Annotated in this window: 21 protein-coding genes; all 21 read right to left on the minus strand. The window is 43.7% G+C overall.

What is annotated here, in order from left to right; translation table 11 throughout:
- Positions 1–72: 72 nt before the first annotated feature.
- The 21 genes from secA to ACT89M_RS25530 all read right to left on the minus strand — a co-directional run bounded on the left by secA (position 73) and on the right by ACT89M_RS25530 (position 21,269).
- Entirely contained in the window at positions 73–2,577 is a 2,505-nt protein-coding gene (secA, locus tag ACT89M_RS25430; protein WP_154891348.1) for a preprotein translocase subunit SecA, read from the minus strand.
- 742 nt (positions 2,578–3,319) lie between these two features.
- Entirely contained in the window at positions 3,320–3,880 is a 561-nt protein-coding gene (gene hpf, locus ACT89M_RS25435) for a ribosome hibernation-promoting factor, HPF/YfiA family (RefSeq protein WP_090922954.1), read from the minus strand.
- A gap of 417 nt (positions 3,881–4,297) precedes the next feature.
- A complete protein-coding gene (locus ACT89M_RS25440) occupies positions 4,298–4,495 on the minus strand; it encodes a cold shock domain-containing protein (RefSeq protein WP_024631599.1) in 198 nt (65 codons plus the stop codon).
- A 293-nt stretch (positions 4,496–4,788) separates the two neighbouring features.
- Positions 4,789–5,142 carry a flagellar protein FliT gene (gene fliT / locus ACT89M_RS25445; RefSeq protein ID WP_090922953.1) on the minus strand — a complete coding sequence of 118 codons (354 nt, stop codon included), beginning with the start codon at positions 5,140–5,142 and terminating at the stop codon, positions 4,789–4,791.
- Between the two features lies 1 nt (position 5,143).
- Entirely contained in the window at positions 5,144–5,521 is a 378-nt protein-coding gene (gene fliS / locus ACT89M_RS25450) for a flagellar export chaperone FliS (protein ID WP_090922951.1), read from the minus strand.
- A gap of 20 nt (positions 5,522–5,541) precedes the next feature.
- Complete coding sequence (gene fliD, locus ACT89M_RS25455; RefSeq protein WP_154891302.1) at positions 5,542–7,047, minus strand: flagellar filament capping protein FliD; 1,506 nt, start codon at positions 7,045–7,047, stop codon at positions 5,542–5,544.
- 13 nt (positions 7,048–7,060) lie between these two features.
- Positions 7,061–7,450, minus strand: a complete 390-nt coding sequence (locus ACT89M_RS25460) for a flagellar protein FlaG (protein ID WP_090922947.1) — start codon at positions 7,448–7,450, stop codon at positions 7,061–7,063.
- Between the two features lie 101 nt (positions 7,451–7,551).
- Positions 7,552–9,459: a glycosyltransferase gene (locus ACT89M_RS25465; RefSeq protein WP_186809793.1), complete on the minus strand. Its 1,908-nt coding sequence runs from the start codon at positions 9,457–9,459 to the stop codon at positions 7,552–7,554.
- 352 nt (positions 9,460–9,811) lie between these two features.
- Entirely contained in the window at positions 9,812–10,705 is an 894-nt protein-coding gene (hag, locus tag ACT89M_RS25470) for a flagellin Hag (protein WP_154891304.1), read from the minus strand.
- A 144-nt stretch (positions 10,706–10,849) separates the two neighbouring features.
- Positions 10,850–11,095: a carbon storage regulator CsrA gene (csrA, locus tag ACT89M_RS25475; protein WP_090922943.1), complete on the minus strand. Its 246-nt coding sequence runs from the start codon at positions 11,093–11,095 to the stop codon at positions 10,850–10,852.
- 1 nt (position 11,096) lies between these two features.
- A complete protein-coding gene (gene fliW, locus ACT89M_RS25480) occupies positions 11,097–11,567 on the minus strand; it encodes a flagellar assembly protein FliW (RefSeq protein ID WP_318294972.1) in 471 nt (156 codons plus the stop codon).
- A gap of 58 nt (positions 11,568–11,625) precedes the next feature.
- Complete coding sequence (locus ACT89M_RS25485) at positions 11,626–12,195, minus strand: DUF6470 family protein (RefSeq protein WP_090922939.1); 570 nt, start codon at positions 12,193–12,195, stop codon at positions 11,626–11,628.
- Positions 12,196–12,210: 15 nt separating this feature from the next.
- Positions 12,211–13,131 carry a flagellar hook-associated protein FlgL gene (flgL, locus tag ACT89M_RS25490; protein WP_090922938.1) on the minus strand — a complete coding sequence of 307 codons (921 nt, stop codon included), beginning with the start codon at positions 13,129–13,131 and terminating at the stop codon, positions 12,211–12,213.
- A gap of 26 nt (positions 13,132–13,157) precedes the next feature.
- Positions 13,158–14,714 carry a flagellar hook-associated protein FlgK gene (flgK, locus tag ACT89M_RS25495; RefSeq protein ID WP_090922936.1) on the minus strand — a complete coding sequence of 519 codons (1,557 nt, stop codon included), beginning with the start codon at positions 14,712–14,714 and terminating at the stop codon, positions 13,158–13,160.
- Positions 14,715–14,732: 18 nt separating this feature from the next.
- Positions 14,733–15,236: a flagellar protein FlgN gene (locus ACT89M_RS25500; RefSeq protein ID WP_154891305.1), complete on the minus strand. Its 504-nt coding sequence runs from the start codon at positions 15,234–15,236 to the stop codon at positions 14,733–14,735.
- 11 nt (positions 15,237–15,247) lie between these two features.
- Complete coding sequence (gene flgM / locus ACT89M_RS25505) at positions 15,248–15,532, minus strand: flagellar biosynthesis anti-sigma factor FlgM (protein ID WP_090923072.1); 285 nt, start codon at positions 15,530–15,532, stop codon at positions 15,248–15,250.
- Positions 15,533–15,707: 175 nt separating this feature from the next.
- Positions 15,708–16,112, minus strand: a complete 405-nt coding sequence (locus tag ACT89M_RS25510; protein WP_090922933.1) for a TIGR03826 family flagellar region protein — start codon at positions 16,110–16,112, stop codon at positions 15,708–15,710.
- A gap of 229 nt (positions 16,113–16,341) precedes the next feature.
- Positions 16,342–17,073 carry a ComFC family protein gene (locus ACT89M_RS25515; RefSeq protein WP_308722737.1) on the minus strand — a complete coding sequence of 244 codons (732 nt, stop codon included), beginning with the start codon at positions 17,071–17,073 and terminating at the stop codon, positions 16,342–16,344.
- A 309-nt stretch (positions 17,074–17,382) separates the two neighbouring features.
- On the minus strand, positions 17,383–19,287 hold the full coding sequence (locus ACT89M_RS25520; RefSeq protein WP_487345324.1) for a helicase-related protein: 1,905 nt from the start codon (positions 19,285–19,287) through the stop codon (positions 17,383–17,385).
- 632 nt (positions 19,288–19,919) lie between these two features.
- Positions 19,920–20,312, minus strand: coding sequence for a hypothetical protein (locus ACT89M_RS25525; RefSeq protein WP_090922927.1), 393 nt, complete (start codon positions 20,310–20,312; stop codon positions 19,920–19,922).
- A 234-nt stretch (positions 20,313–20,546) separates the two neighbouring features.
- A complete protein-coding gene (locus ACT89M_RS25530; protein WP_063567747.1) occupies positions 20,547–21,269 on the minus strand; it encodes a response regulator transcription factor in 723 nt (240 codons plus the stop codon).
- Positions 21,270–21,271 lie beyond the last annotated feature (2 nt).

Raw genomic sequence — 21,271 nt, forward strand, 5'->3', positions numbered from 1 at the left:
ATAAGTGAAACGATATAGATTAAACTAACCTATCTTACATTGGGTACTTCGATAAAAGGAATGAAACGAAAACTACTCTTGACCATGACAGTGTTTAAACTTTTTGCCACTGCCACACGGACAAGGATCATTACGGCCGATTTGGTCAGAAACTTTCACCGGACGTTTCTCAGCAGGTTCACCGCTTGTCGAGATCTGACTCTCGTCCACTACGGCCTGACGCTCCTGGTTGCTTTCGATCTGTGCTTTCATCACATACGTCGCAACTTCTTCCTGAATTGAAGCGATCATCTGATGGAACATCTCGAAACCTTCGAATTGGTACTCACGAAGTGGGTCTGTACCACCGTATGCACGGAGGTGAATACCTTGGCGCAATTGATCCATTGCATCAATGTGATCCATCCACTTGCTGTCTACTGCACGAAGCACAACAACCTTCTCGAATTCACGAACCATATCTTCACCGATACGTTCTTCACGGGCATTGTACTTGTTCTGTACTTTCTCGAACAGATACTCAATGATCTCTTCAGCTTCTTTGCCCCAAAGGTCATCTTTGGTAATCGATCCTTCATCCAGTAATTTGCTGTTCATGAAGTCCGCAACCTCTTGCAGCTCCCAGTTCTCCGGAATCTCGTCACTGCAGTGTGCTTCAACGATACGTTCAATGGAAGGTTTGATCATATCCATAACGATTTGTTTAATATTTTCAGACTCCAATACCTCACGACGCTGTTTGTAGATGATCTCACGTTGTTGGTTCATGACATCATCATACTGGAGTACCACTTTACGTACGTCAAAGTTATTACCTTCAACCCGCTTCTGCGCAGATTCTACAGCACGTGTAATCATGCGGCTCTCGATCGGCTGATCTTCTTCAAAACCAAGACGCTCCATCATGTTGAGCACGTTGTCCGCACCGAAACGTTTCATCAATTCATCGCCCAGCGACAGGTAAAACTGTGTGGAACCCGGGTCACCCTGACGTCCCGCACGACCACGCAACTGGTTATCAATCCGGCGTGATTCGTGGCGCTCTGTACCGATGATATGAAGGCCGCCAACTTCAGCCACACCTTCACCCAAAATAATATCTGTACCCCGACCGGCCATGTTCGTTGCAATCGTTACTGCACCCGCTTGACCCGCGCCAGAGATAATTTCAGCTTCTTCCGCGTGAAACTTAGCATTCAAGACCTGGTGTCTGATGCCGCGACGTTTCAGCATGTCCGATAGACGCTCCGAGTTCTCAATGGATACCGTACCCACCAGAACCGGTTGGTTTTTGCTGTGGCGCTCTACAATCTCTTCCACAACCGCTTTGAACTTGCCATCAATGCTCTTGTAGACCACATCCGCCATATCATCCCGTTTGTTTGGACGATTCGTCGGAATTTGCAGTACTTCAAGTCCATAGATTTTCTTGAACTCTTCTTCCTCTGTTTTTGCTGTACCTGTCATCCCCGCAAGTTTGCGGTACATCCGGAAGTAGTTCTGGAAAGTGATTGTTGCCAGCGTCATACTCTCGTTCTGAACTTCAATGCCTTCTTTGGCTTCAATCGCCTGGTGCAATCCATCACTGTAGCGACGTCCAGCCATCAGACGGCCTGTGAATTCATCAACGATCATGACCTCTTCATCCGTGACAACATAGTCCACATCACGACGCATGATTACATTAGCTTTCAGAGCCTGTACAATGTGGTGATTCAGCGTCACGTTGGCATGATCATACAAGTTCTCAATACCAAAAGCTTTCTCCGCTTTAGCCACGCCACCCTCAGTCAGCGCCACGGATTTCACTTTGATATCCACCGTAAAATCTTCTTCCGGTACAAGACGTTTCACAAAACGGTCCGCTGCATAATACAGATCGGTCGATTTCTGAGCTTGTCCCGAAATGATCAATGGTGTACGTGCCTCATCTACGAGGATGGAGTCTACTTCGTCAATGATACAGAAGAACAATGGACGTTGTACCATTTGCTCTTTGTACAGCACCATGTTGTCACGAAGGTAGTCGAACCCGAATTCATTGTTCGTACCATACGTAATGTCACATGCATATGCATGCTGTTTCAGTGCATGGTCCATACCGCTGAGGTTAACCCCAACTGACATGCCCAGGAATTCATAGATTTGTCCCATCTCCTGGCTATCCCGTTGCGCCAAATAGTCATTGACTGTGACTACGTGTACACCTTTGGACATCAATGCATTCAAATATACCGGCAGTGTTCCTACCAGTGTTTTACCTTCACCCGTTTTCATCTCAGAAATACGGCCTTCGTGCAGCGCAATCCCGCCAAGCATTTGTACATCATAATGACGTTTGCCCAATACGCGGCGTGATGCCTCACGTACGGTTGCAAATGCTTCAGGAAGAAGTTCATCCGTCGTTTCTCCCTTTTCAATCCGGGCACGGAATTCCTCCGTTTTGCCTTTCAACTGCTCATCAGACAATGCCTGAAATTGTGGTTCCAGTTTATTGATCACATCGACCGTCTTCATCAGACGTTTCACATCACGCTCGTTCATGTCTCCGAAGATCTTTTTGACAAGTCCTAACATGGTATACCCCTTTCGTGCAAAACAGAATAGACCCCCTGCTGCCGCCATACGACACCATCGGATGGATTGTTGATCCATTTCCCCCTGGGGGTAACAAACAAAAAAACATATGAGATGAATCAACTCCAGGCTTGCCACAGTTACTCATGAAGCTGATCGTATTCACCCGGCTCTGGTTTATGAAATACATGCCAGAATTCGAGCTATTGAATCATGTTCATGGTGCTGTGTCTGTCATTGATTATGATTAGCGATCATTCGTTGACAATTCCTCATCAGGACAATGATTCTCTTTGCATAAATTGTAACAGTTTGTAAGGGTCGCCGCAACACGCCGTAGCAGACTTCTTTGAACTTCATCCCCCGTATAAACCGAGTTTTAGTGCAAAAAATCATAGTCGTTATCGGAAGTTGCAAATGGACTGTTTTATTTCCCGAGATGTTGCAAGGATCAATCAATCATTTGTGGGAAATATGGAATTTAATATCAAAATTCATTTTAACTTTTATAATTCTACTTTTGTTTTGATTTTCCTGCTGACTCCTAATCTATTAGACGCAACAATATAGCGAATAGTTTCATCATTTTATTTCCATCTTGCAATTCATTCGCTACGCACAAAAGAGCCCCATCCCTAGAAGGATGGAAGCTCTCGTTAAGTTCAATTCAGGAAGCATAGGCTCCTGCTTATATTCAATACTAAGGGCTAACTATTCAATTGAAGCGATGCTGTAAGTATACTTAACCTTGCTCAATCAAGCCATACTTGCCATCGTTCCGTTTGTAAACCACGCTTACTTCCTCATTCTCGATGTTGGAAAATACGAAGAAGTTATGACCAACCATGTTCATCTGGAGGATTGCCTCTTCCACATCCATTGGTTTTAACATAAAACGTTTCGTACGTACAACTTCCAAATCATCATCCGTATCCGTGTCCAGTTCGGCTGTAGCCACTGTGCCTGTCGGATCTTCTACGAAGAGAGTCTTCAGGCTACCTTCCTGACGGAATTTACGGTTAATTTTCGTTTTGTGTTTGCGAATTTGACGTTCCAACTTGTCCACAACGGCGTCAATGGATGCGTACATATCATCGCTCTCATCTTCAGCACGGAGCACAAAGCCCTTCAAAGGAATCGTCACCTCAACTGTATGCAAGCCTCTAGTTGTGCTCAGTGTAACGGCACCGTCAGAGGTAAGGGGTGCATCGAAATACTTCTCGAGTCTACTCAACTTTTTGTCGACATAATCTTTCAAAGCTTCGGTAACCTCGATTTGTTGACCTCGAATACTTAAATTCATAGGGCACTCCTCCTTTATCTTTGCCACTTCATTATAACACGAATGTAAGCGCCATGTAAAAACTCCCGGTGACCGAATAATGACATCTGCTCCAGTCACATCAACCAACGTAAGTTTAACGCCATATTTCGTGATTTTTCGGCATTTTCGAGCAAAATCACAGATTTAACTGGATTGTATATCTGGCGCTTGATCATCTATTTAACCGTTTTTGAGGTTCCTCAATCTGTTATGTAGAACTAGCTTATCCTGACCCTTAAGCTGCCCCCGTTTTGTCCGGTAATGGAGAGATCAACTTTCTTATATTTTAAACTCTATCAACACAAAAAAAGACCCCGGATCACCGGAGTCTGATGCTAGCGATAATTCAATTTGGTAACCATCTAACCATATATGTAGGTCGGATTGTCCGGATGATTATAATTTGATTACGTTAGCTGCTTGCGGTCCACGTGCGCCTTCGACGATGTCGAATTCTACGGATTGACCTTCTTCCAAAGTTTTGAAGCCTTCGGATTGAATTGCGGAGAAGTGTACGAATACGTCGCCGCCGTCTTCAGTCTCAATGAAACCGTAACCTTTTTCTGCGTTGAACCATTTTACTTTACCTTGCATGCACTAACATTCCCTTCGTCATCAAATGAAGTGAAGCTCTGGCCAAGACCCTAGCCCACAACTCAGATGATATCACCTAAACTTATCCATTGTCAATTGGTAAAGAAAATGTTTTCTTGGTATTTTTTGTAGATTTATAGGGAGAAATGTTGAAAGTTTCACGTTGGACTGTTTCAACTAAGTATAAATCATCAAAAACGAATATACTATTTTTTGTTGTGCATATTTATTTTTAACATGAATTAAAAAAGAGACCAAGAGTTCATCTGAACCCCTGATCTTTTTGTAAAAGATTATTTTCTTTTATCCATAAGGTAACTATCTGCTGCATACTTGGCTTCATAGAGGTTACGTTGACTACGTGCTGCATTCCGCTGCATCAACCACTGCTGAGCCTCATCTTTTAACGCTAACATATGAGACTCAATCAACGCATCATAAGCAAGAATATGATTCAGCTTCGTATGTTGTTCTTGATTTGCCTTAGCAGGCCCGCCCAACCTTATTAAACGTTCTACGATCGACTGACGTTCATTCACAAAAGCTTCAGTCTCATCTGATGATTTTGTGTTGATTTCTTTTACGAAAGCATCTGTTAATATCGCGAGTTCATCTATCAGCTGGTTTATCTGATCTTTGCTTTCCATACTACATTGTTCCTGCGGTCTGTTTATTGATCACGACCCAGGTTTCTCTTAGCTCTTGTAAATACCCTAATGCTTCCTCACCCAGACTCGAATTCTTTTTAATATTCGCCTGAATAAGCAAATGATTCGTATACTCGTATAGAGCAAACAAATCTTTAGCTACCGGGTAGGATTGATTCAAGGTTGACATTAGTTCACTAACAATTGTCTGAGCTTTACCTAAGTTCACATTTGCTTTGTAGTAATCTTTCGTTTGTATACCATCCAATCCTGCCTTAACAAAGCGAATGGCCCCATCATATAACATGATCACCAGCTGACCTGGTGTTGAGGTCTGTACAGAATTCTGTTTATATTTCTCATAAGGAGATTTAATCATTTCAAATCCTTCCTCCTCTTTTACTTAAAGTAGCTTGCCAAACTGGAAGATTGGGATTGGAACTGACTCATTGCTTTCTCCATCGCTGTAAATTGTTTATAATATCGCGTTTCCCAATTCGTCATTTTCCGCTCCAAGTTTGAGATACGATTATTATAATCTTTTAATTGTTCTCCCATAATACTTTCTGTTTTCAAAGCCATGGAAGCATTCGTATCAAATTTGGATGTACCTACTTTTTTCGTAAACATATCCAACGTTTCATTTAACTTTCCTCTTATTTCACCAAAAATAGGCTTGCCATTAAGATCGGAGGCAGAACCGCGGAAAATAGATAAAACCTTATCCGGATTCGTCGTTAAAGCTGCTGTTAACTTAGCTTCATCAATTTTCAATTGCCCCTTCTCATAATATTGCCCTGTCGTGATTCCGGCTTCGCTAAGACCTTTAAGATTATTGCTAATAATCATTCTCATGGTGGTTACAGTATCACTGAGAATACCATCATTTTTCAGGATACCACTCTTAGCCTTTTCTTCCCATTTTTTAATATCATCTTCCTTCATGGACTCGCGTTGTTCATCTGTTAAAGGTTTAAAGTCACGATAAGTTTGTTCTGATATTTTGGAATTCATCAGTCCTAGTAATTCATTATACGAATCCACAAATGATTTAATGGTCTCTACAGCCTTGGTAGGATCAGACTGGGTTGTGATTTTGGAGTTGGTAGCACCTGTGACTTCCAAAAAAGTCAATTTAACTCCATTAACCGTGAGACTGTCTGTGGAAGGCTTATACGTTTCAGTACCACCTAACCCGCTTGTAACGGTAACTTCTCCTTCAGTATAGTTCACCTTCCCACCTGTTCCAAAGTTAGCCGGAGCATCAAGTTTCAGTGCTCCTAACAACGAGCTAGTCTTAGATAATTTGTTACTATCCGTATCGGTTATTGCTTTACCAAATTCCTTATGTGTGATTGTAAACTTGCCACTAATTTCATCAAAAGTTGCATTCACTGTTGGAACCTCTGAGTTAATTCTTGCTATCACAACAGCTATTGAATCCGTGCTACCAAATTGGACCGTTTTATCGTTAATATTCAAATCATACGTTCCCGGAGTTGCACTTCCAGTAAGATCGGCCAGAGTTGTTGCTCGCGTAGCTTTTGTTCCACCAACCTGCAGCTCAACTGAACTTTTCATAATTGCCTTCTCAGCAAGCTTAGTGACCTTGACTTCCAAGGAAACATTGCTTGCATCTGCGTTGGCTTCAGCTTTGACAGCTGTAGAATTCCCACTCACCGTTGATTTTTGAGTATTTAGCAATTCCGATTTACTACTCATATCAAATAATTTATTACTCATTTGTACAATTTTACTGTTTAGTTCTCTATAGCTGTCGCGAGTCCAATCGAAAATTTGCTTCTGTTGCTTTAATTTATCTAGAGGGACACGCTTTACTGACATCAACGATTTGACCATACTGTCGACATCCATACCTGAAAAGCCATTAATTCTTGATACCATTCATTTCACCCTCCTACACCTTTTCGTCGATCACAATCCCTGCAATTTCCATCATTTTGGCAACTAGATCCAGTGTTTTCTCAGGTGGGATCTCTCGAAGAACCTCTCCAGTTTCCTTATTAAGAACCTTAACGAGAATTTGATGCGTTTTCTCGTGTACACTCATCTCTAGGGTCGTTGTTGGGCCCTGAAGAGCTTTAACGGCCTTATCAATGGCTTTGATGAGTTGTTCATCGCCAGGTGGAATATTCATTCCTTGCCGTTCCAATTTGGATAAATCCGTTCCGTTTCTAACCGATTGTAATAACATGCTGTCCTTATTACTCCGAGGCTCAACTGATGTGTTATTTGTAGCTGAAGAAGTCCCAGTCACATTGGTAGAAAGTGAAAACTGTAGATTCATCGTTCATCCCCCGATGGAATTATTTATTATATTTATCGGTAATCTTTAAGTGAGAATGTAGAGAATTATAGTAAAATTAAGATTTGATCTTAGTGATGGACTCAGTTAGATGACAAAATACGAGCATCATACACGGGTTGAACCCAAGCAGCTGAAGGGAATTTCTCCATCATTTCTTTTCTCATTTTCATCATAGCTTCTTGATCATTATTATTTTCGTAAAGCCTAAAATTCCGCTCGTATGTTTCATAACTGGAGTCTAAGTTCAATAATTTGGTATAGAACAATTCTGCATCTTCAAAATAGTTGTTTCGGAAACACAAATCCCCTAAAAGCCTTACAATTCCCGGATGATTTGGTGATTCCTTGTACACACCAACCAACATATCAATCGCTAACTCGTCAAATCTATACTCGCTGAGAATTTTACATATATTCAAAACATTTTTAGAATCGTTATCTATCAGTTTTTGAGTCAGCTCCTGGAATAGCTCAAACTCCTCAATCATGATCAATTGTTTACAAAGTGTAAATAGAACATTTTGCAACGGTTTAGTAATAGAGCCTGTCAACTTTTCATCTTTAAAGAGTTGTTTGATTATTTTCATCTCTTTGACGCCAAAATTCATTGCAAATTGAATTTTATCCATTACACTCTTGTCCTTAAATATATAGGCCATCAGTAGAACATCTTGTATATTTTCTCTATTGCCCAAGTTATTAATATCTTCCAAAGCTGTTCTCATTAGATTCTTGTCTTTACTATATATCTTGGCAATCGTATGAATATGCGGCTCCGTTGTGATGTTGAATTTGCTCAAGTAGTGGTTCAACAACGGATGACGCAAACTGTACAAAATATTCATTAAATTCTGGAGATCTTCTATGGTGTTCAGTTTATAGTGTTCCTCTATAATCTGTTTGCACTCGTCCGCAGATTGATTTATTTTAAGGCTGAACTGTAAGTAATCCTGCAAGACATGCGCAGTGTTCCCTTTTACCCTCATCGCGTTAATTCTCTCCAAGTAACTTTTATCCAATTGGTTCGTTTTCTCATACATATCCGCCAATTGAAGATGCGCCATATATCCTCCGCTACCCTCGGTAACCATCGTACCTTGATCGCCTAATTTAATACATTCATGGAAACACGTTTCGGCGTCTTTGAAATATCCATTCCTCGCATATATAATACCTTGAATGTATTTCATCTCCGTTTCTGAAGGGAAGATCCTCGTGGCATCCACTAGTATACCAACGGCATCCTCAAATTGACCGGTCTCATGAAGTGCAAATGATAACTTTGTGAGCAGCTCAGGGATATATACTTTGTCCTTGCCCAGCGAGTACGATTTTTGAAAATAAGTAACCGCTTTTTTAAAATCATTCATACCAAAATAGGTTTTCCCCATATTATATAGGTTGTAGGCTGTAGGATTCTCCTGAACTTCCAGTTTCATTAAAGGCAGATTACGCTTATGTTTCTTCTCTTCCAATATTTCCTCATCCATGTATCCTACATGCTGAATTGTTGATAGCGACATAACACCACGGTATTTAGAGTTGTCGTCCAGTATGTTAAGATGCTCATGCAATCTATTTTCATATTTTAGGCCAATGTTGTTCCGGAACAACCTCACAGCTGTGTGTATAAATGATTGATTAAATTTCATATGATTATTAATATTAAATACATAATAATCGTAGTCTTTCTTTAATTCCTCCTGTAGATTTACATCTGCATCAAAATATTCATCTGCATCCATCACAAGAATATAATCTGATTTTGCCAGCTCTATTGCATAATTTCTCGCGGCAGAGAAATCATTCACCCAATTGAAGGAATATATATTTGGGGTATATTTCTTGGCGATATCTAATGTTTCATCCGTCGAGCCTGTATCCACGATAATAATCTCACTAACAATCTGTTTTACACTCTCTAGGCACTTCTCCAAGTACTTCTGTTCATTTTTAACAATCATGCAAAGGGAAATCGTTTTGTCCATTAGATCCACTCGTCTCTTCATTAGTAGTATTTGAATTCATTCAATGACATCACATCGTAAAGTATAGATCCATAACACTTCATCATACCTGAATTTCAATTTATATGAATGAGCATGAGGTATATGCAACAGTATACCGAGCTTCCTCTGCTCTATATTTTTCTTGTTAATGTTTGTTAAAACACTATCCATAATCTATTTCAATAGAACACTCAAATTAAACAAAGACAGTTCTAATTTCTAATAACATGTCATGCACACTTAGATTCTGATTATTAGACGAGGCATAGTAAAAAAGGTTGTCGATGTGAAAATCGACAACCTTTTCTTACCCATAAATGCTGAGTTAAAATTAACGCAACAATTGCAGAACAGCTTGCGGCTGTTGGTTTGCTTGTGCCAACATCGCTTGGGAAGCTTGAGCCAAGATGTTGTTTTTCGTTTGGTTCATCATTTCTTTTGCCATGTCTACGTCACGAATACGGGATTCAGCAGCAGACAAGTTCTCGGAAGTTGTTCCCAAGTTGTTAATTGTGTGCTCCAAACGGTTTTGGTAAGCACCCAGTTTAGCGCGCTCAGTAGAAACTGTTTCAATCGCGTTGTTGATTGTTGTGATTGCAGCATTTGCAGAAGTTGCGCTGGAGATACTGATACCGCCAGTTACAGCTGCTGCTGTGCCACCAGTTGCGGAAGTGGATCCAGTAGCTGCGCCAACGCCCAGGCTTGCAGCATCCATCGCTTTGATTGTCAGAGAGATGTTTTGGTCAGCATTTGCACCAATGTGGAAGCTCAGGTTAGCAGCACTTGTTACGGAAGAACCGCTGTCCGCGAAACCGTTAAGCAATTTCTTAGTGTTGAACTCAGTTGTATTAGAGATACGAGTGATCTCTTTCGCCAACTCGTTTACTTCATCTTGCAATGCAGTACGGTCTTTATCTGTGTTTGTATCATTGGAAGATTGTACAGCAAGCTCACGCATACGTTGCAGGATGGAGTGAGTTTCGTTCAACGCACCCTCAGCTGTTTGGATCAAGGAAATGCTGTCTTGAGCATTTTTAGTAGCCATATCCAAACCGCGGATTTGACCGCGCATTTTTTCGGAAATTGCCAAACCTGCAGCATCGTCACCAGCACGGTTGATACGCAGACCGGAAGACAATTTTTCAATTGCTTTGTTTGTGTTTGTTGTGTTTGCACCCAGTTGACGGTGTGTGTTCATTGCAGCGATATTGTGGTTGATAATCATTAGAAATTTCCTCCCTGAAAATAAGTTAGTTCCACATCCATGTGGTAAACGCCGCGACATTAAGGTCGGCCGCCCTGCTGAAGCAGCGTCTAAACTATATATCGACAGGAAGTGAAGAACTCTTTATAGTAAATTGGAATATTTTTATTTTTTTTTGTTCTCTATTCCTTGCAGTAGCTCCATAAAAGCTGCAACGCTGGGAGCATCCGGTTTAGCTGATTCCCGGTTAGCTTCCTGGATAGACGCATATACCTCTTTTCGAAAGATATCAATCTGTTTGGGAGCAGATATACCGATTCGTACCGTGTCCCCTTCTACTGCGAGAACGGTTACCTCGATGTTATCCTGAATGATTATCGACTCGCCCTTTTTACGTGACAATACTAACATATCAGGCTCCCCCCTCTGTCGTCGTTAATTCTTCCGTCCAGATGAGATGTCTGGTCATATAGTCCGATTGGAGAAGGACAACTTGCTTCCCTACTCTCTTGACGGGATTAATGACTACTGGAGCCAGCAAATTCATGGTTGATTTCGTAATCTCGGAATGAATCGTAACGATCGAGAATACAGCAACTTCTTCCTCAATCTCCAATTCTTCTTTATCTTCATCGCTCAGTTCAAAGCTGTAATCCTGTTTAAATTCAAACGGGCTAACCACCAAAAATGAAAGTTCTTTCTCCTTCACTGATTGTAAATAGCTGAAAGGTGTCTCTTCCCAAGGAATTAAAGCAAACGTAGTCTCATCTTCAAATCCAGGCAGACCTCTGGAGAACTCATAAATACTTTGCTCATCGACTTCAATCTTACCCCAATTACTTGTCTCAATAAAAATGATAAACGCCTCCCTGGCGATAATAATTTTAGATAAAAAAAGCTATAGCGGATGCTTACAACCGTCTATAGCTCTATAGTATAACTTATAATCCGATATCTATTGAAGGCGGGATATACTGTATGGAAGCATATTGTTGTACATAGATATCCAGTTTCCCGCGTTGATACTCGATCTCAGGTTTGTTCACGGTGACATTCATTTCCGATTCTCCTGCTTCAAAACGAACGTCAGGCGCTCTCGTGTTAACACGAATGCTCACATTATCCATAGATGCCGGTGTACGCGTCTCTGGAAACGGTTTGGCTTGCCAGTTCGTCCCGACAATGTTGGCAATCGTATTACCTGGCTTATGAATTGCCGCCAGTTCATTTCCTTGCTGTACACGCTCGGCCATATTTTGCAGAAAAATCTGCTGAATGCCTGAATAGATCCGGGCATTCATATCAATCATATTCCCTCCATGATAGGCCGAGAAGGCCTTGGACTGATCGATATTAAGATCTATCGGATGGCTTTGTATCGTTAACTTCCCAGGCTTCGTATGGAGCTCTACATCTGCTTTCGGTTGCCGGATGGAATACTGCCCCATGTCCGCATCTATATGAAGTACTGTAGGCGTTGTCTGGATTTGCAGCATTGGAATAATACTCACAAGAGGATCTCCCCTTTATCTCAGAAAGTCAACCAAAGATTGGGATATGATTTTCGCTCCTGTAGATAGAGAAGCGTTGTAAATATTCTCCTGGATTTTAGATTTGATGGACAATTCAGCATAATCCGCATCCTCAACCTTGGACTGTAGATCGGACAAATTCACTTCAAGATCACTCAATCTACCTTGCATCAGTTCTATACGATTTGTTTTTGCACCAATTTCAGCTCGAATAGAAAGCATTTTATTGGTCCGCGTATCAATATTGTTTAGTTGATTAGACAATTCCTTCTGATCTCCACTAGCCAGAGCCTGACTAATGGTATTAAAGATTACAAACAGGTTATCTGCCTCAGCTGCGTTTCCAAATACCTCATTGCCCGTGACATTGATCGGGAGTTGAACAGCTTCACCGACAATAAAATTAATCTTGCCTGTATCAGTAAGAACTGAAGCAGCGCCAGATGTGTCAAATGATCCATCCGGATTTGCAGGAAAATCGTATGGCTTAACGTCATAGGTTTCGCCGTTAAAAACATACTTTCCGTTTAGTGTGCTATTTGAGATATCTATGAGCTGTGCTTTGAGTTGTTTGACTTCTTCATTGATGCTGTCCAGAGCCGACTGTGGATTCGTTCCCGTTGCCGCTTGAACTGTCAATTCTCTCAAACGCTGTACCACACTACCGGCCTGATCCATAACGGTATCATTGAAATCCAGCCAAGATATCGCGCTATCCACATTTTTCTGATATTGCTCATTGGATGATAGTTCCGCACGGTACCGGAGAGAATAAGTAATACCAACCGGATCATCTGAAGGCTTATTAATCTTACGCCCTGTTGCCAATTGAGTTTGAGTAGTGTTCATTTGCTGTGCATTGCGGTTCAGGTTAAGAATCAACTGTGAACTCAACATGTTATTGGTAACTCTCATTTTAATTTACTCACTCCTCTCTATGTTTATCTGCCTACTGTACCTGTGGAATTAATTAATTTCTCTAATAATTGGTCATATGCCGTCATAAAGCGTGCTGAAGCACTGTATGCATGCTGGAATTTAATCATATTCGACATCTCTTCATCCAGCGATACTCCACTGACCGATTGGCGTCTCGTGTTGACCTGTTCGACCAAAAATTCCGAATTCGATGTTTGGCGAGCTGCTTCCTGAGACTGTACACCGAGTTGACCTACTATCGCGCTAAATTGAGCCCCGATTGTTGCATTACGCAAACCGTCAGCTGATTTCATCGGCGTGTCTTTAAGATTAGCCATCAGATTAGCCAGTGTATTATTCCCTTTGATTATCGTTTCTGTTCCAGATGCATTCGTTGTTGTTCGAAGTGAAGTTGCAATCTTGTTTGGATCAGCCACTATGGCGGCATTCAAGGAGATATTCCCGGCTGTAATTGCGGTTCCACCTCCAGCCGCAGTAAAGAAAGGTAATCCTCCATTGTTCGTACCATCCAGACTATACCCAAGTTGATGCAATCCGTTTAAACCTTTGACAGTGACCTTCAGATCACTAGCCAATGTTCGTGTCGCTCCTGTGTATGTAACATTATTCAGAACGGTATTATCAGGTAGTACAGAACCTGCAGGTATTGTGATCTCGATATCCCCGTTAGCTAACGTATTCGCTAGCTCATCCATTTGTTTACGGTAGTCACTCACCAGCGTATCTCTGGATTTGATCATGCCATGAACCTCACCGTTGGTGAGCGTACCAGCTGTATATGCGTTATTCAAAAACGCTGAATCTACCACTGTTTGTACCACTCCGCCAGTCACAAGCTCTTGTCCATTCATTTGAACCTGATAACCCTGTGGCGAATCCGTGACGGTAATATTCATAATTTTGGACAGTTTGTCTGCCATTAAGTCACGTTGGTCACGTAGGTCGTTTGCATTATCCCCTAGGGACTCTACCTTTACAATTGCACTGTTAAGGTTCGCAATATTACCCAGATAACCTTGGATTTCATTACTCTTGACCGCAATATTGCTGTCCAAATCCTGACTTAGAGCGTCCAATTGGCGACTAATCTGGTTCATCGCGTCTGTAAGAGCCAGTGTCGTCTCTTTAACAATCCGTCGAGCCGTAACGTCTTCCGGGTTTTTACTCAGATCGGACCAGGATTTATAGAAATTATCCATAACCGTCCGGAAACCCGTGTCCGATGGCTCATTTACAATCGCCTCGAGTTTTTCCAGTGTATCTCGCTGAATCGACCAACTCCCGAAGTTGGTATTTTCGTTTCGATACTGGTCATCCAGAAACTTCTCGCGAACACGTGTGATCGAGTCGAACTCTACTCCTGTTCCGAGTTGTCCTGGTGCTGTGCTGTGCAAAAATGCAAACGGCTCCATAGGAATGGAAGCCTGCATGTTCACCTTCTGACGTGAGTATCCTTCCGTGTTGGCGTTGGCTACGTTATGGCCTGTTGTGCTAAGAGCGGCCGTCTGTGTGAACAAACTGCGTTTAGCCGTTTCGATTGAATGAAATGTAGATGTCACCTGGTTTCCCCCTATTAATCAGGCACGCGTGTCGAACAGACCGATTCGCCCTGGATTGCCGTGTTTATCAGCAGGATGCTGATAAGTTGCATCCTGTTCAGGTCTCGAAGCAAACATGTCCATAGATAAATCAATAAACATTAATGATTGCTCGATCAGCTTTTGATTGAGTTGATTAATCTCTTTCAATTCTTGTAATGTTTCCGCCAGCCTCTTCTGAACTTCAAACAATCGCTGTTTGTCAGCCGGATCAAAGATCAGCTTGGAAATCTCGGTAATATTCAGGTTCAGCATCGACTTGATGCCACGCTCCTGAAGTAGTTCATGAACAGCATGTAGTCGTTCTGTTTCAAGCGGCTCCTGCTGTTTCATAAACTTGGATTCCTTATTCATGATAGCAATAAGCTGGTCTACATCATTTTTGACGATAACTTCTCGTTTAAGTTGACTTAGCTCCAGCATATCACGGTGACTTTGCTCCATCTGCTCTAAAACTGCAATTAATCTGTCCAGTGCTGCCATTACCTAATCACCTATTCCTTATCAAAAGACTTGAAATACGGTAGCAGCTTATCAGCAAGCTTGCTACTGTCTACCTGGTATGTTCCTGAGCTTACCTGCTCTTTCAACTCCTGAATGCGTTGCAACCGTCCTGCATCTTGTGTACGTCCTTGTTCTTCAAGCATCTTCATCGCCTCCGGAGAAATGGATACTTCATCCTTGCGGCGGCTTTTCTTGTTCTCAGCCTGCTGATTGGACTCAACATTCCTCTGATATGAATTGATGGCTCCAATTCGACTCGGTTCATTGATTTTCATTCGAAGTGCACTTCCTTTCACCTGATTTTTTTCGTTGATATACGTATTTCTTTCTTTATCTTTATGTGTTCGAAATGAGTAGGATAATAAAAAAAACCGATAATCTTTAATAAGTTTATCGGTACGTTTCAAAACATTTGTTATAGCATTATTCGTATTTAAGACCACGTTCCTATTAATTGCGCAGTTTGTCGACGGCATTGTAGGTTCGTCCGCCTATTGGGTTGTTATCCTTCTGACCTACTTCACGAGCAGCCCCAGCCAAGTCTTTCGTTAGTCGAGTACGGCAGGAATCGCACATATGGCCTTCACGAATCAGCATTCCGCACACTTCACAAGGATACATCATATTCGGGGCGTTTTCGATGGAAATCCGTCCCTCTCGGATAAACTTCGTGATGGTTTTGATTGAGACTTCTGTCGCATCCGACAATTCCTGTATGTTGGCGCCTTTATTCTCGCGCAAATAGTCTACACAGATCTGGTATTCCTGCTCCATTTCCTTGATACAGTTCGAGCACACATCACGAAAATTCAATGCATACAATCTTCCGCAACGAGGACAATTCCCTAAATTCATCGCTAAAACTCCCCTCTCAAACTTCCTATTCCGACTAGATAATATCTATACATTACCTTATTTTCTCATATGAAGTCCATAGCATATTTACAAATATACAATGGTTTAGATTGCGTGAATATGAAATTTTTTTTTAAAGTTGGACCCCATATTTTACAAGGTTATCTTAGCTTCTGATATCTACTTCACAGTTTCCCCTAACTATTTAGGGGGAAATAACAACAAAACCTCAAGACCGTGCTAGTGTGAGTGTATAAATCTCCACCGTCACGCCGGCTTTACTTGCGGCATGTAAAATGACATGCCCACAAGCGTCTAACGTACTTCCGGTCGTGTAGATGTCATCAATTAAAAGTAATTTAAACGGCTTGCTGTAATTCTTGAGCAGGCTGAAATCAAATTCATCAAGCTTGATAGAAAAGGCATGTTTCATCGTCTCGAATCGCTCGGCGCGAGACTTGAAGCTTTGTTTCCCTGTGTTGATCTGGCGTTGCAACAGATCAACACAGGGCAAACCAGCGGTGATGGCAAGCTCTGTTGCCAGCCGCTCCGCCTGATTAAAGCCGCGTTCGGCCAGACGCTCGTCGCTCACGGGCACATACGTGACCGCATCCGGTCGCCATAGCGGCTTCCCGGTTTCTTTTTCACATATAAGAGTCAGTTCTTCACTCATCGCTTGAAAAGCTTGAGTTAACATAGCAGTTAGTAGCGGGGCGTAGCGCTCATAGCCTCGAAATTTGTACATGCTTATCCAATCTTTCATTAGATCGTTATACTGGACGGCGCTACGATTGCAGAAGAAAGAGCGATTCTGCATATGCGGGCGCACACAGTCAGGGCATCCTACACCACGCCCACAGCGCTGGCAACGGATCGAACGAATCCATGGAATCTGCTGTACACAACGCGGGCATATCCCGGAATAACGTGAGGACAACACCGCACGGGTTCCACAAGTCAAACATGGTGAACCCGGCGGGCCAAGCAGCTTATGGAGTTGTCCGGTTAAACGCTGAACATGCTCGAAAATATGAGAAATATAACTGAACATGAGGTGCTTCTCCTTTCTTAACGATATAACGAGACGACGTAGCGAGCATAAAGTATGTAATACACGTTCGGTTAGTATGTGTGAAGACCACTAGTGCTTGTGTAGCGATAGAATGGTTTTGTTTTGAAGGTGGATACTGGCGTAAATAATGGTTCGCATAAACGATTAGTCTGTAGTGAGCCTATTCAAGTTCAGTTGTGTATGTTGATGTAATGATGACTATGATCTTGGAGCTGGTGTACGGAGATAACCTTTGCGACGGGCAATCGCGTTCATTTTGCGAATCTGGGATACAGCTTTCACTTGGGAACGAGTACGGCGGGATGCAGCAAATACGACACGACCTGCCGGATCATCCAAGGAGCGCCCTGCCCGGCCTGCCATCTGTACGAGCGAGGCCTCGTCAAAAAGTCCGTTGTCTGCATCCAGAATAAACACATCGCTACGCGGGATCGTCACGCCTCGCTCCAAGATGGTGGTTGTCACGAGCAGACGGATGGAGCGTTCACGAAATGCAATGACTTTGGCGGCCCGCTCCGCATCCTGCGATGAAGTGCCTTCAATCGAGATCGCAGGAAAAGTCCGGCGCATCAGGTGCACAAAGGCCTCAATCTGGGCGATACGCGTTACAAAAACAAACACCTGAGCATCACGTTGTAAGGAAGTACGAATGCTACTCACGATGGTAGCTGGAAGTTGTTTGCGTTTGATGCATTGTGCCACAGTAGACATGTTGATCAGCTTCGGTACAGGTAGCGGATGTCGATGGAAGCGGACAGGCACTTTGGCATGAGCAAGTTTGCCCAAAGCGACCTCACGTTGCAAACGGGTTGGCGGCGTAGCGGACAAATAAATAAAATGCCCCTCCGGTTTACAGCAAGATGTAGCAGCGTGGGCCAGCATGGGATCGTTATGATAAGGAAATGCATCAAGTTCGTCGATGATCACCAGATCAAAACCTTGGTAAAAACGCATAAGCTGGTGTGTGGTGGCCAGAGTAAGCTGCGCGTCTTTCCAGCGCTCCGAACTTCCGCTATAGAGCGTTGCGAGCGAGGTGTCCGGGAATGCTTTGGCAAGGCGCGGAGCCAGCTCCAGTACAACATCCCTGCGCGGTGTAGCGACCAACGCTCGTCCCCCATGATCCAGGGTGTACTGGATTAGTGGGAAAATCATTTCGGTCTTGCCGGCCCCGGTCACGGCCCAGAGCAAGAACCGCCCCGGCCCATCCCCTGCGGGCGGCCGGGCCAAAAACGCGAGCGCCGCGGCTGCTGCCGCGCTCTGCGCTGCGCTTAGCCCCCACCGGGCGAGTCCGCCGCCGGTGGGGGCCAGGGCCGTGCCACGCGATGCTTTGCCGCGTGCGGGCACGGCCCCTTGCGCTGCACTGCGTAGCAGCAGCGCACAAGCACGGCTGCGCCCTAGCGCGAGGCATGCCTCGCAGTAGGCGCACGCCGCCAAGCCGCAGGCAGCGCAGGGCACGCGCTGCCGGGCTTCGCTGCCACAGCGGTGGCAGCGGGGCGCGCTTCGCGCGCGGCCGAGCCACGCGAGCCTGCGGCGCGTGGCAGGCCCTTCGAGGGCGGCTGTGAGCTGCAGCCGCCCATGCAAGCGCGCGAGCTGCGCAGCCGCGCGCCAGCCCCCTGGCGGCATGGCGGGCTCCGCCGCCAGCAGCGCCTCGGCCTCGGCCGCCAGTAATTGGCGGCCGCTCATCCGCTCAGCCAGCAGAGCTGCGCACTGCTCCAGCTGAGCCCAATACTCGGCGGGATATGGCTTCGGCATCCCACCAACCCTAACTGCACGCATAGCTGCAGTCCCTTTCCCTCCATCCCCACCAATTCCTTTTTCCCTTTTATCGTTCTCCCCTCTGTCCAATCTACTTCCATTCCTCCATCTTACCGCTTCCGCCTGTTCGACCAACACTCTCCTTGCCTCTATTTCACCCGAGAGATGCTCATACAAGTCCAGCTTGGTATTCAAGTAGCTTTGCCACGCCTCCATACGCCACATATCCATGCTACGCTCGGGTACGAATTGATCTACCAGCCACGATGCCTGACTTAACGGAAAATGCATGCTTAACACCAGCCATTGTTGCACATGCCGTCCACTCATGCCCTCAAGCCACCACATGACATCCACCTGAATGTCGAGAGACATGACCATATCCCACTCTTCCTCCGCCCGGTACACGTAAACCCCAACCTGCATCGCGTCTTCCCTCCCCTGTTCGTATCCGAAAAACAAAAAAAAGCACATGCTGACCGACGTCTTCGCCGGAGCATGTGCTTCATGTCCATTTTGCATATCACAGTGATTATAATTATTCATACGATGACCATATTCTAAAGCATTTCGAATTTCAACCTCACCGTATCCCATTCCTTCAGCTACTTAATTCGACTCTGTTCTTCCTCAATTTCCATATAAAATCAAGTATATGATTTTGCATTCTGTCCGTCAAGACAACCTTAACGTCACGTATTAACTCATTTAAAAATTTGGAATTTTCCCTTTGTATATGCGCAACTTTTTCCAATTTTATCAGTCTATACTTCTAAGTTAAGACTTCTGACTTCAAAATGCTTCTTCAGCATCATTTGAAGTGGTAAATCCAGTCTTTAACCATAGATTGCAATAAAACCCATATTCAATTTAAAGGCAGACTTGGCTACAATTACAAAAAAAAGATTACAGCCTCAAGCTGTAATCTTTCTCATATCGAATCGGCATATCAACGTCTGCAAACGTGTAAAATGTGAGGATTATCTGCACCCAGCTTCATCATTGGACCTACGCAGATCAATGAGGCGATAGTCACCATTCCTCTGCCCGGTATGTTCAAGTTCTGCTGGCACAGCAGGCAGATAAGACAACTCCATGCCTTGCCTTTGCATCATCTTCTCAATAATGGTTATCGTCTCTGCCTCTTGTTGCTCGGCGACCACCGTTAATGTAAAGCTCTTGCCACGATATAATAATTCCAGACAAAGTGATCGAATAATGCCTTCAATCCGTCCTACCTGATTGGAAGGAATGAGCAAAATCTGCTCGAAGCCTTCGGACTCCGGGCGGGAAGTATGGCGCTGGTGCATAAGATGAACGGCCATTGCCGCCAGGAAGTATATGAGCAGAATCATAGTCAGATGAGCAACCATGGCAACTGCACCTCCTCGGAAGGTCATGTTCACCCATGGCGAACATCCCTGTATACCGCAGTATATGCAGCGTATTCCGAAGGGTTACAGCCAAACAACCAGTCGGCGCTCGCCTGAACCAATGTTCAGGACACCCTTACACTGTGTTCATGTACAGTGATAAAGTCCATCAACCCGCAAACCAATCCGTACTGGATAGGGCGCGAGTAGATACCTGTATAACAATTATTAGAATTAGAGTGTAACCCAGCCATATTTGATGGAGTTAATAACGGCCTGTGTACGGTCGTCCACTTCCATCTTCTGCAGAATGCTGCTGACATGGTTTTTCACTGTTTTTTCACTGATGAACAAAAATTCACCAATCATCTTGTTGCTCTTACCCTCAGCCATTAAACGCAATACCTCAGCTTCACGACGTGTCAGCGGGTTATTGTCTCCAGCAACAAATTTAACGCCTGCTTCCTTCGAAGCGCCTTCGCTCATCGCACCTGTTTCGTTAAGATACGTCATACGACGAAGTTGCATAATCAGTTTGCCCGTTACTTTAGGATGAATAAATGCATGACCTTCATGAACGGAACGAATCGCGTTGATCAGCGACTCTGCTTCCATATCCTTCAGCAAATATCCGTTGGCTCCCTTACGGAGTGTTTCGAATACATAACTTTCATCATCATGAATGGACAGAATAATAACTTTTACATCCGGGAACAGCTCGCGCAGTTTCTCAGTGGCTTCGACGCCGTTCTCTACAGGCATGTTAATGTCCATCAGAACGATATCGGGTTTATCCTGATTACAGAATTCGAGCACTTGAATACCATCGCCACATTCCCCGATGACCTCAATGTCGTCCTCCATATTTAAAATGCGTTTCAAGCCCTCTCGGAACAGCTGATGATCATCAGCCAAGAGAACTTTAATTGATGTTTTTCCAGTATCACGGTTTTCCATCC

Source organism: Paenibacillus sp. NN59, assembly GCF_057597225.1.

Excerpts from the sequence above, each read along its gene's own strand:
- ACT89M_RS25525 (WP_090922927.1), bottom strand. The coding sequence starts at position 20,312 with ATGGTTGCTCATCTGACTATGATTCTGCTCATATACTTCCTGGCGGCA.
- ACT89M_RS25440 (WP_024631599.1), bottom strand. The coding sequence starts at position 4,495 with ATGCAAGGTAAAGTAAAATGGTTCAACGCAGAAAAAGGTTACGGTTTC.
- flgL (WP_090922938.1), bottom strand. The coding sequence starts at position 13,131 with ATGAGAGTTACCAATAACATGTTGAGTTCACAGTTGATTCTTAACCTG.
- ACT89M_RS25500 (WP_154891305.1), bottom strand. The coding sequence starts at position 15,236 with ATGGCAGCACTGGACAGATTAATTGCAGTTTTAGAGCAGATGGAGCAA.
- ACT89M_RS25460 (WP_090922947.1), bottom strand. The coding sequence starts at position 7,450 with ATGAATCTACAGTTTTCACTTTCTACCAATGTGACTGGGACTTCTTCA.
- fliD (WP_154891302.1), bottom strand. The coding sequence starts at position 7,047 with ATGGTATCAAGAATTAATGGCTTTTCAGGTATGGATGTCGACAGTATG.
- csrA (WP_090922943.1), bottom strand. The coding sequence starts at position 11,095 with ATGTTAGTATTGTCACGTAAAAAGGGCGAGTCGATAATCATTCAGGAT.
- ACT89M_RS25465 (WP_186809793.1), bottom strand. The coding sequence starts at position 9,459 with ATGGACAAAACGATTTCCCTTTGCATGATTGTTAAAAATGAACAGAAG.
- ACT89M_RS25510 (WP_090922933.1), bottom strand. The coding sequence starts at position 16,112 with ATGAATTTAGGGAATTGTCCTCGTTGCGGAAGATTGTATGCATTGAAT.
- secA (WP_154891348.1), bottom strand. The coding sequence starts at position 2,577 with ATGTTAGGACTTGTCAAAAAGATCTTCGGAGACATGAACGAGCGTGAT.
- ACT89M_RS25530 (WP_063567747.1), bottom strand. The coding sequence starts at position 21,269 with ATGGAAAACCGTGATACTGGAAAAACATCAATTAAAGTTCTCTTGGCT.
- fliS (WP_090922951.1), bottom strand. The coding sequence starts at position 5,521 with ATGATTAAATCTCCTTATGAGAAATATAAACAGAATTCTGTACAGACC.
- hag (WP_154891304.1), bottom strand. The coding sequence starts at position 10,705 with ATGATTATCAACCACAATATCGCTGCAATGAACACACACCGTCAACTG.
- hpf (WP_090922954.1), bottom strand. The coding sequence starts at position 3,880 with ATGAATTTAAGTATTCGAGGTCAACAAATCGAGGTTACCGAAGCTTTG.
- fliT (WP_090922953.1), bottom strand. The coding sequence starts at position 5,142 with ATGGAAAGCAAAGATCAGATAAACCAGCTGATAGATGAACTCGCGATA.
- flgM (WP_090923072.1), bottom strand. The coding sequence starts at position 15,532 with ATGAAAATCAATGAACCGAGTCGAATTGGAGCCATCAATTCATATCAG.
- ACT89M_RS25520 (WP_487345324.1), bottom strand. The coding sequence starts at position 19,287 with ATGTGGTGGCTTGAGGGCATGAGTGGACGGCATGTGCAACAATGGCTG.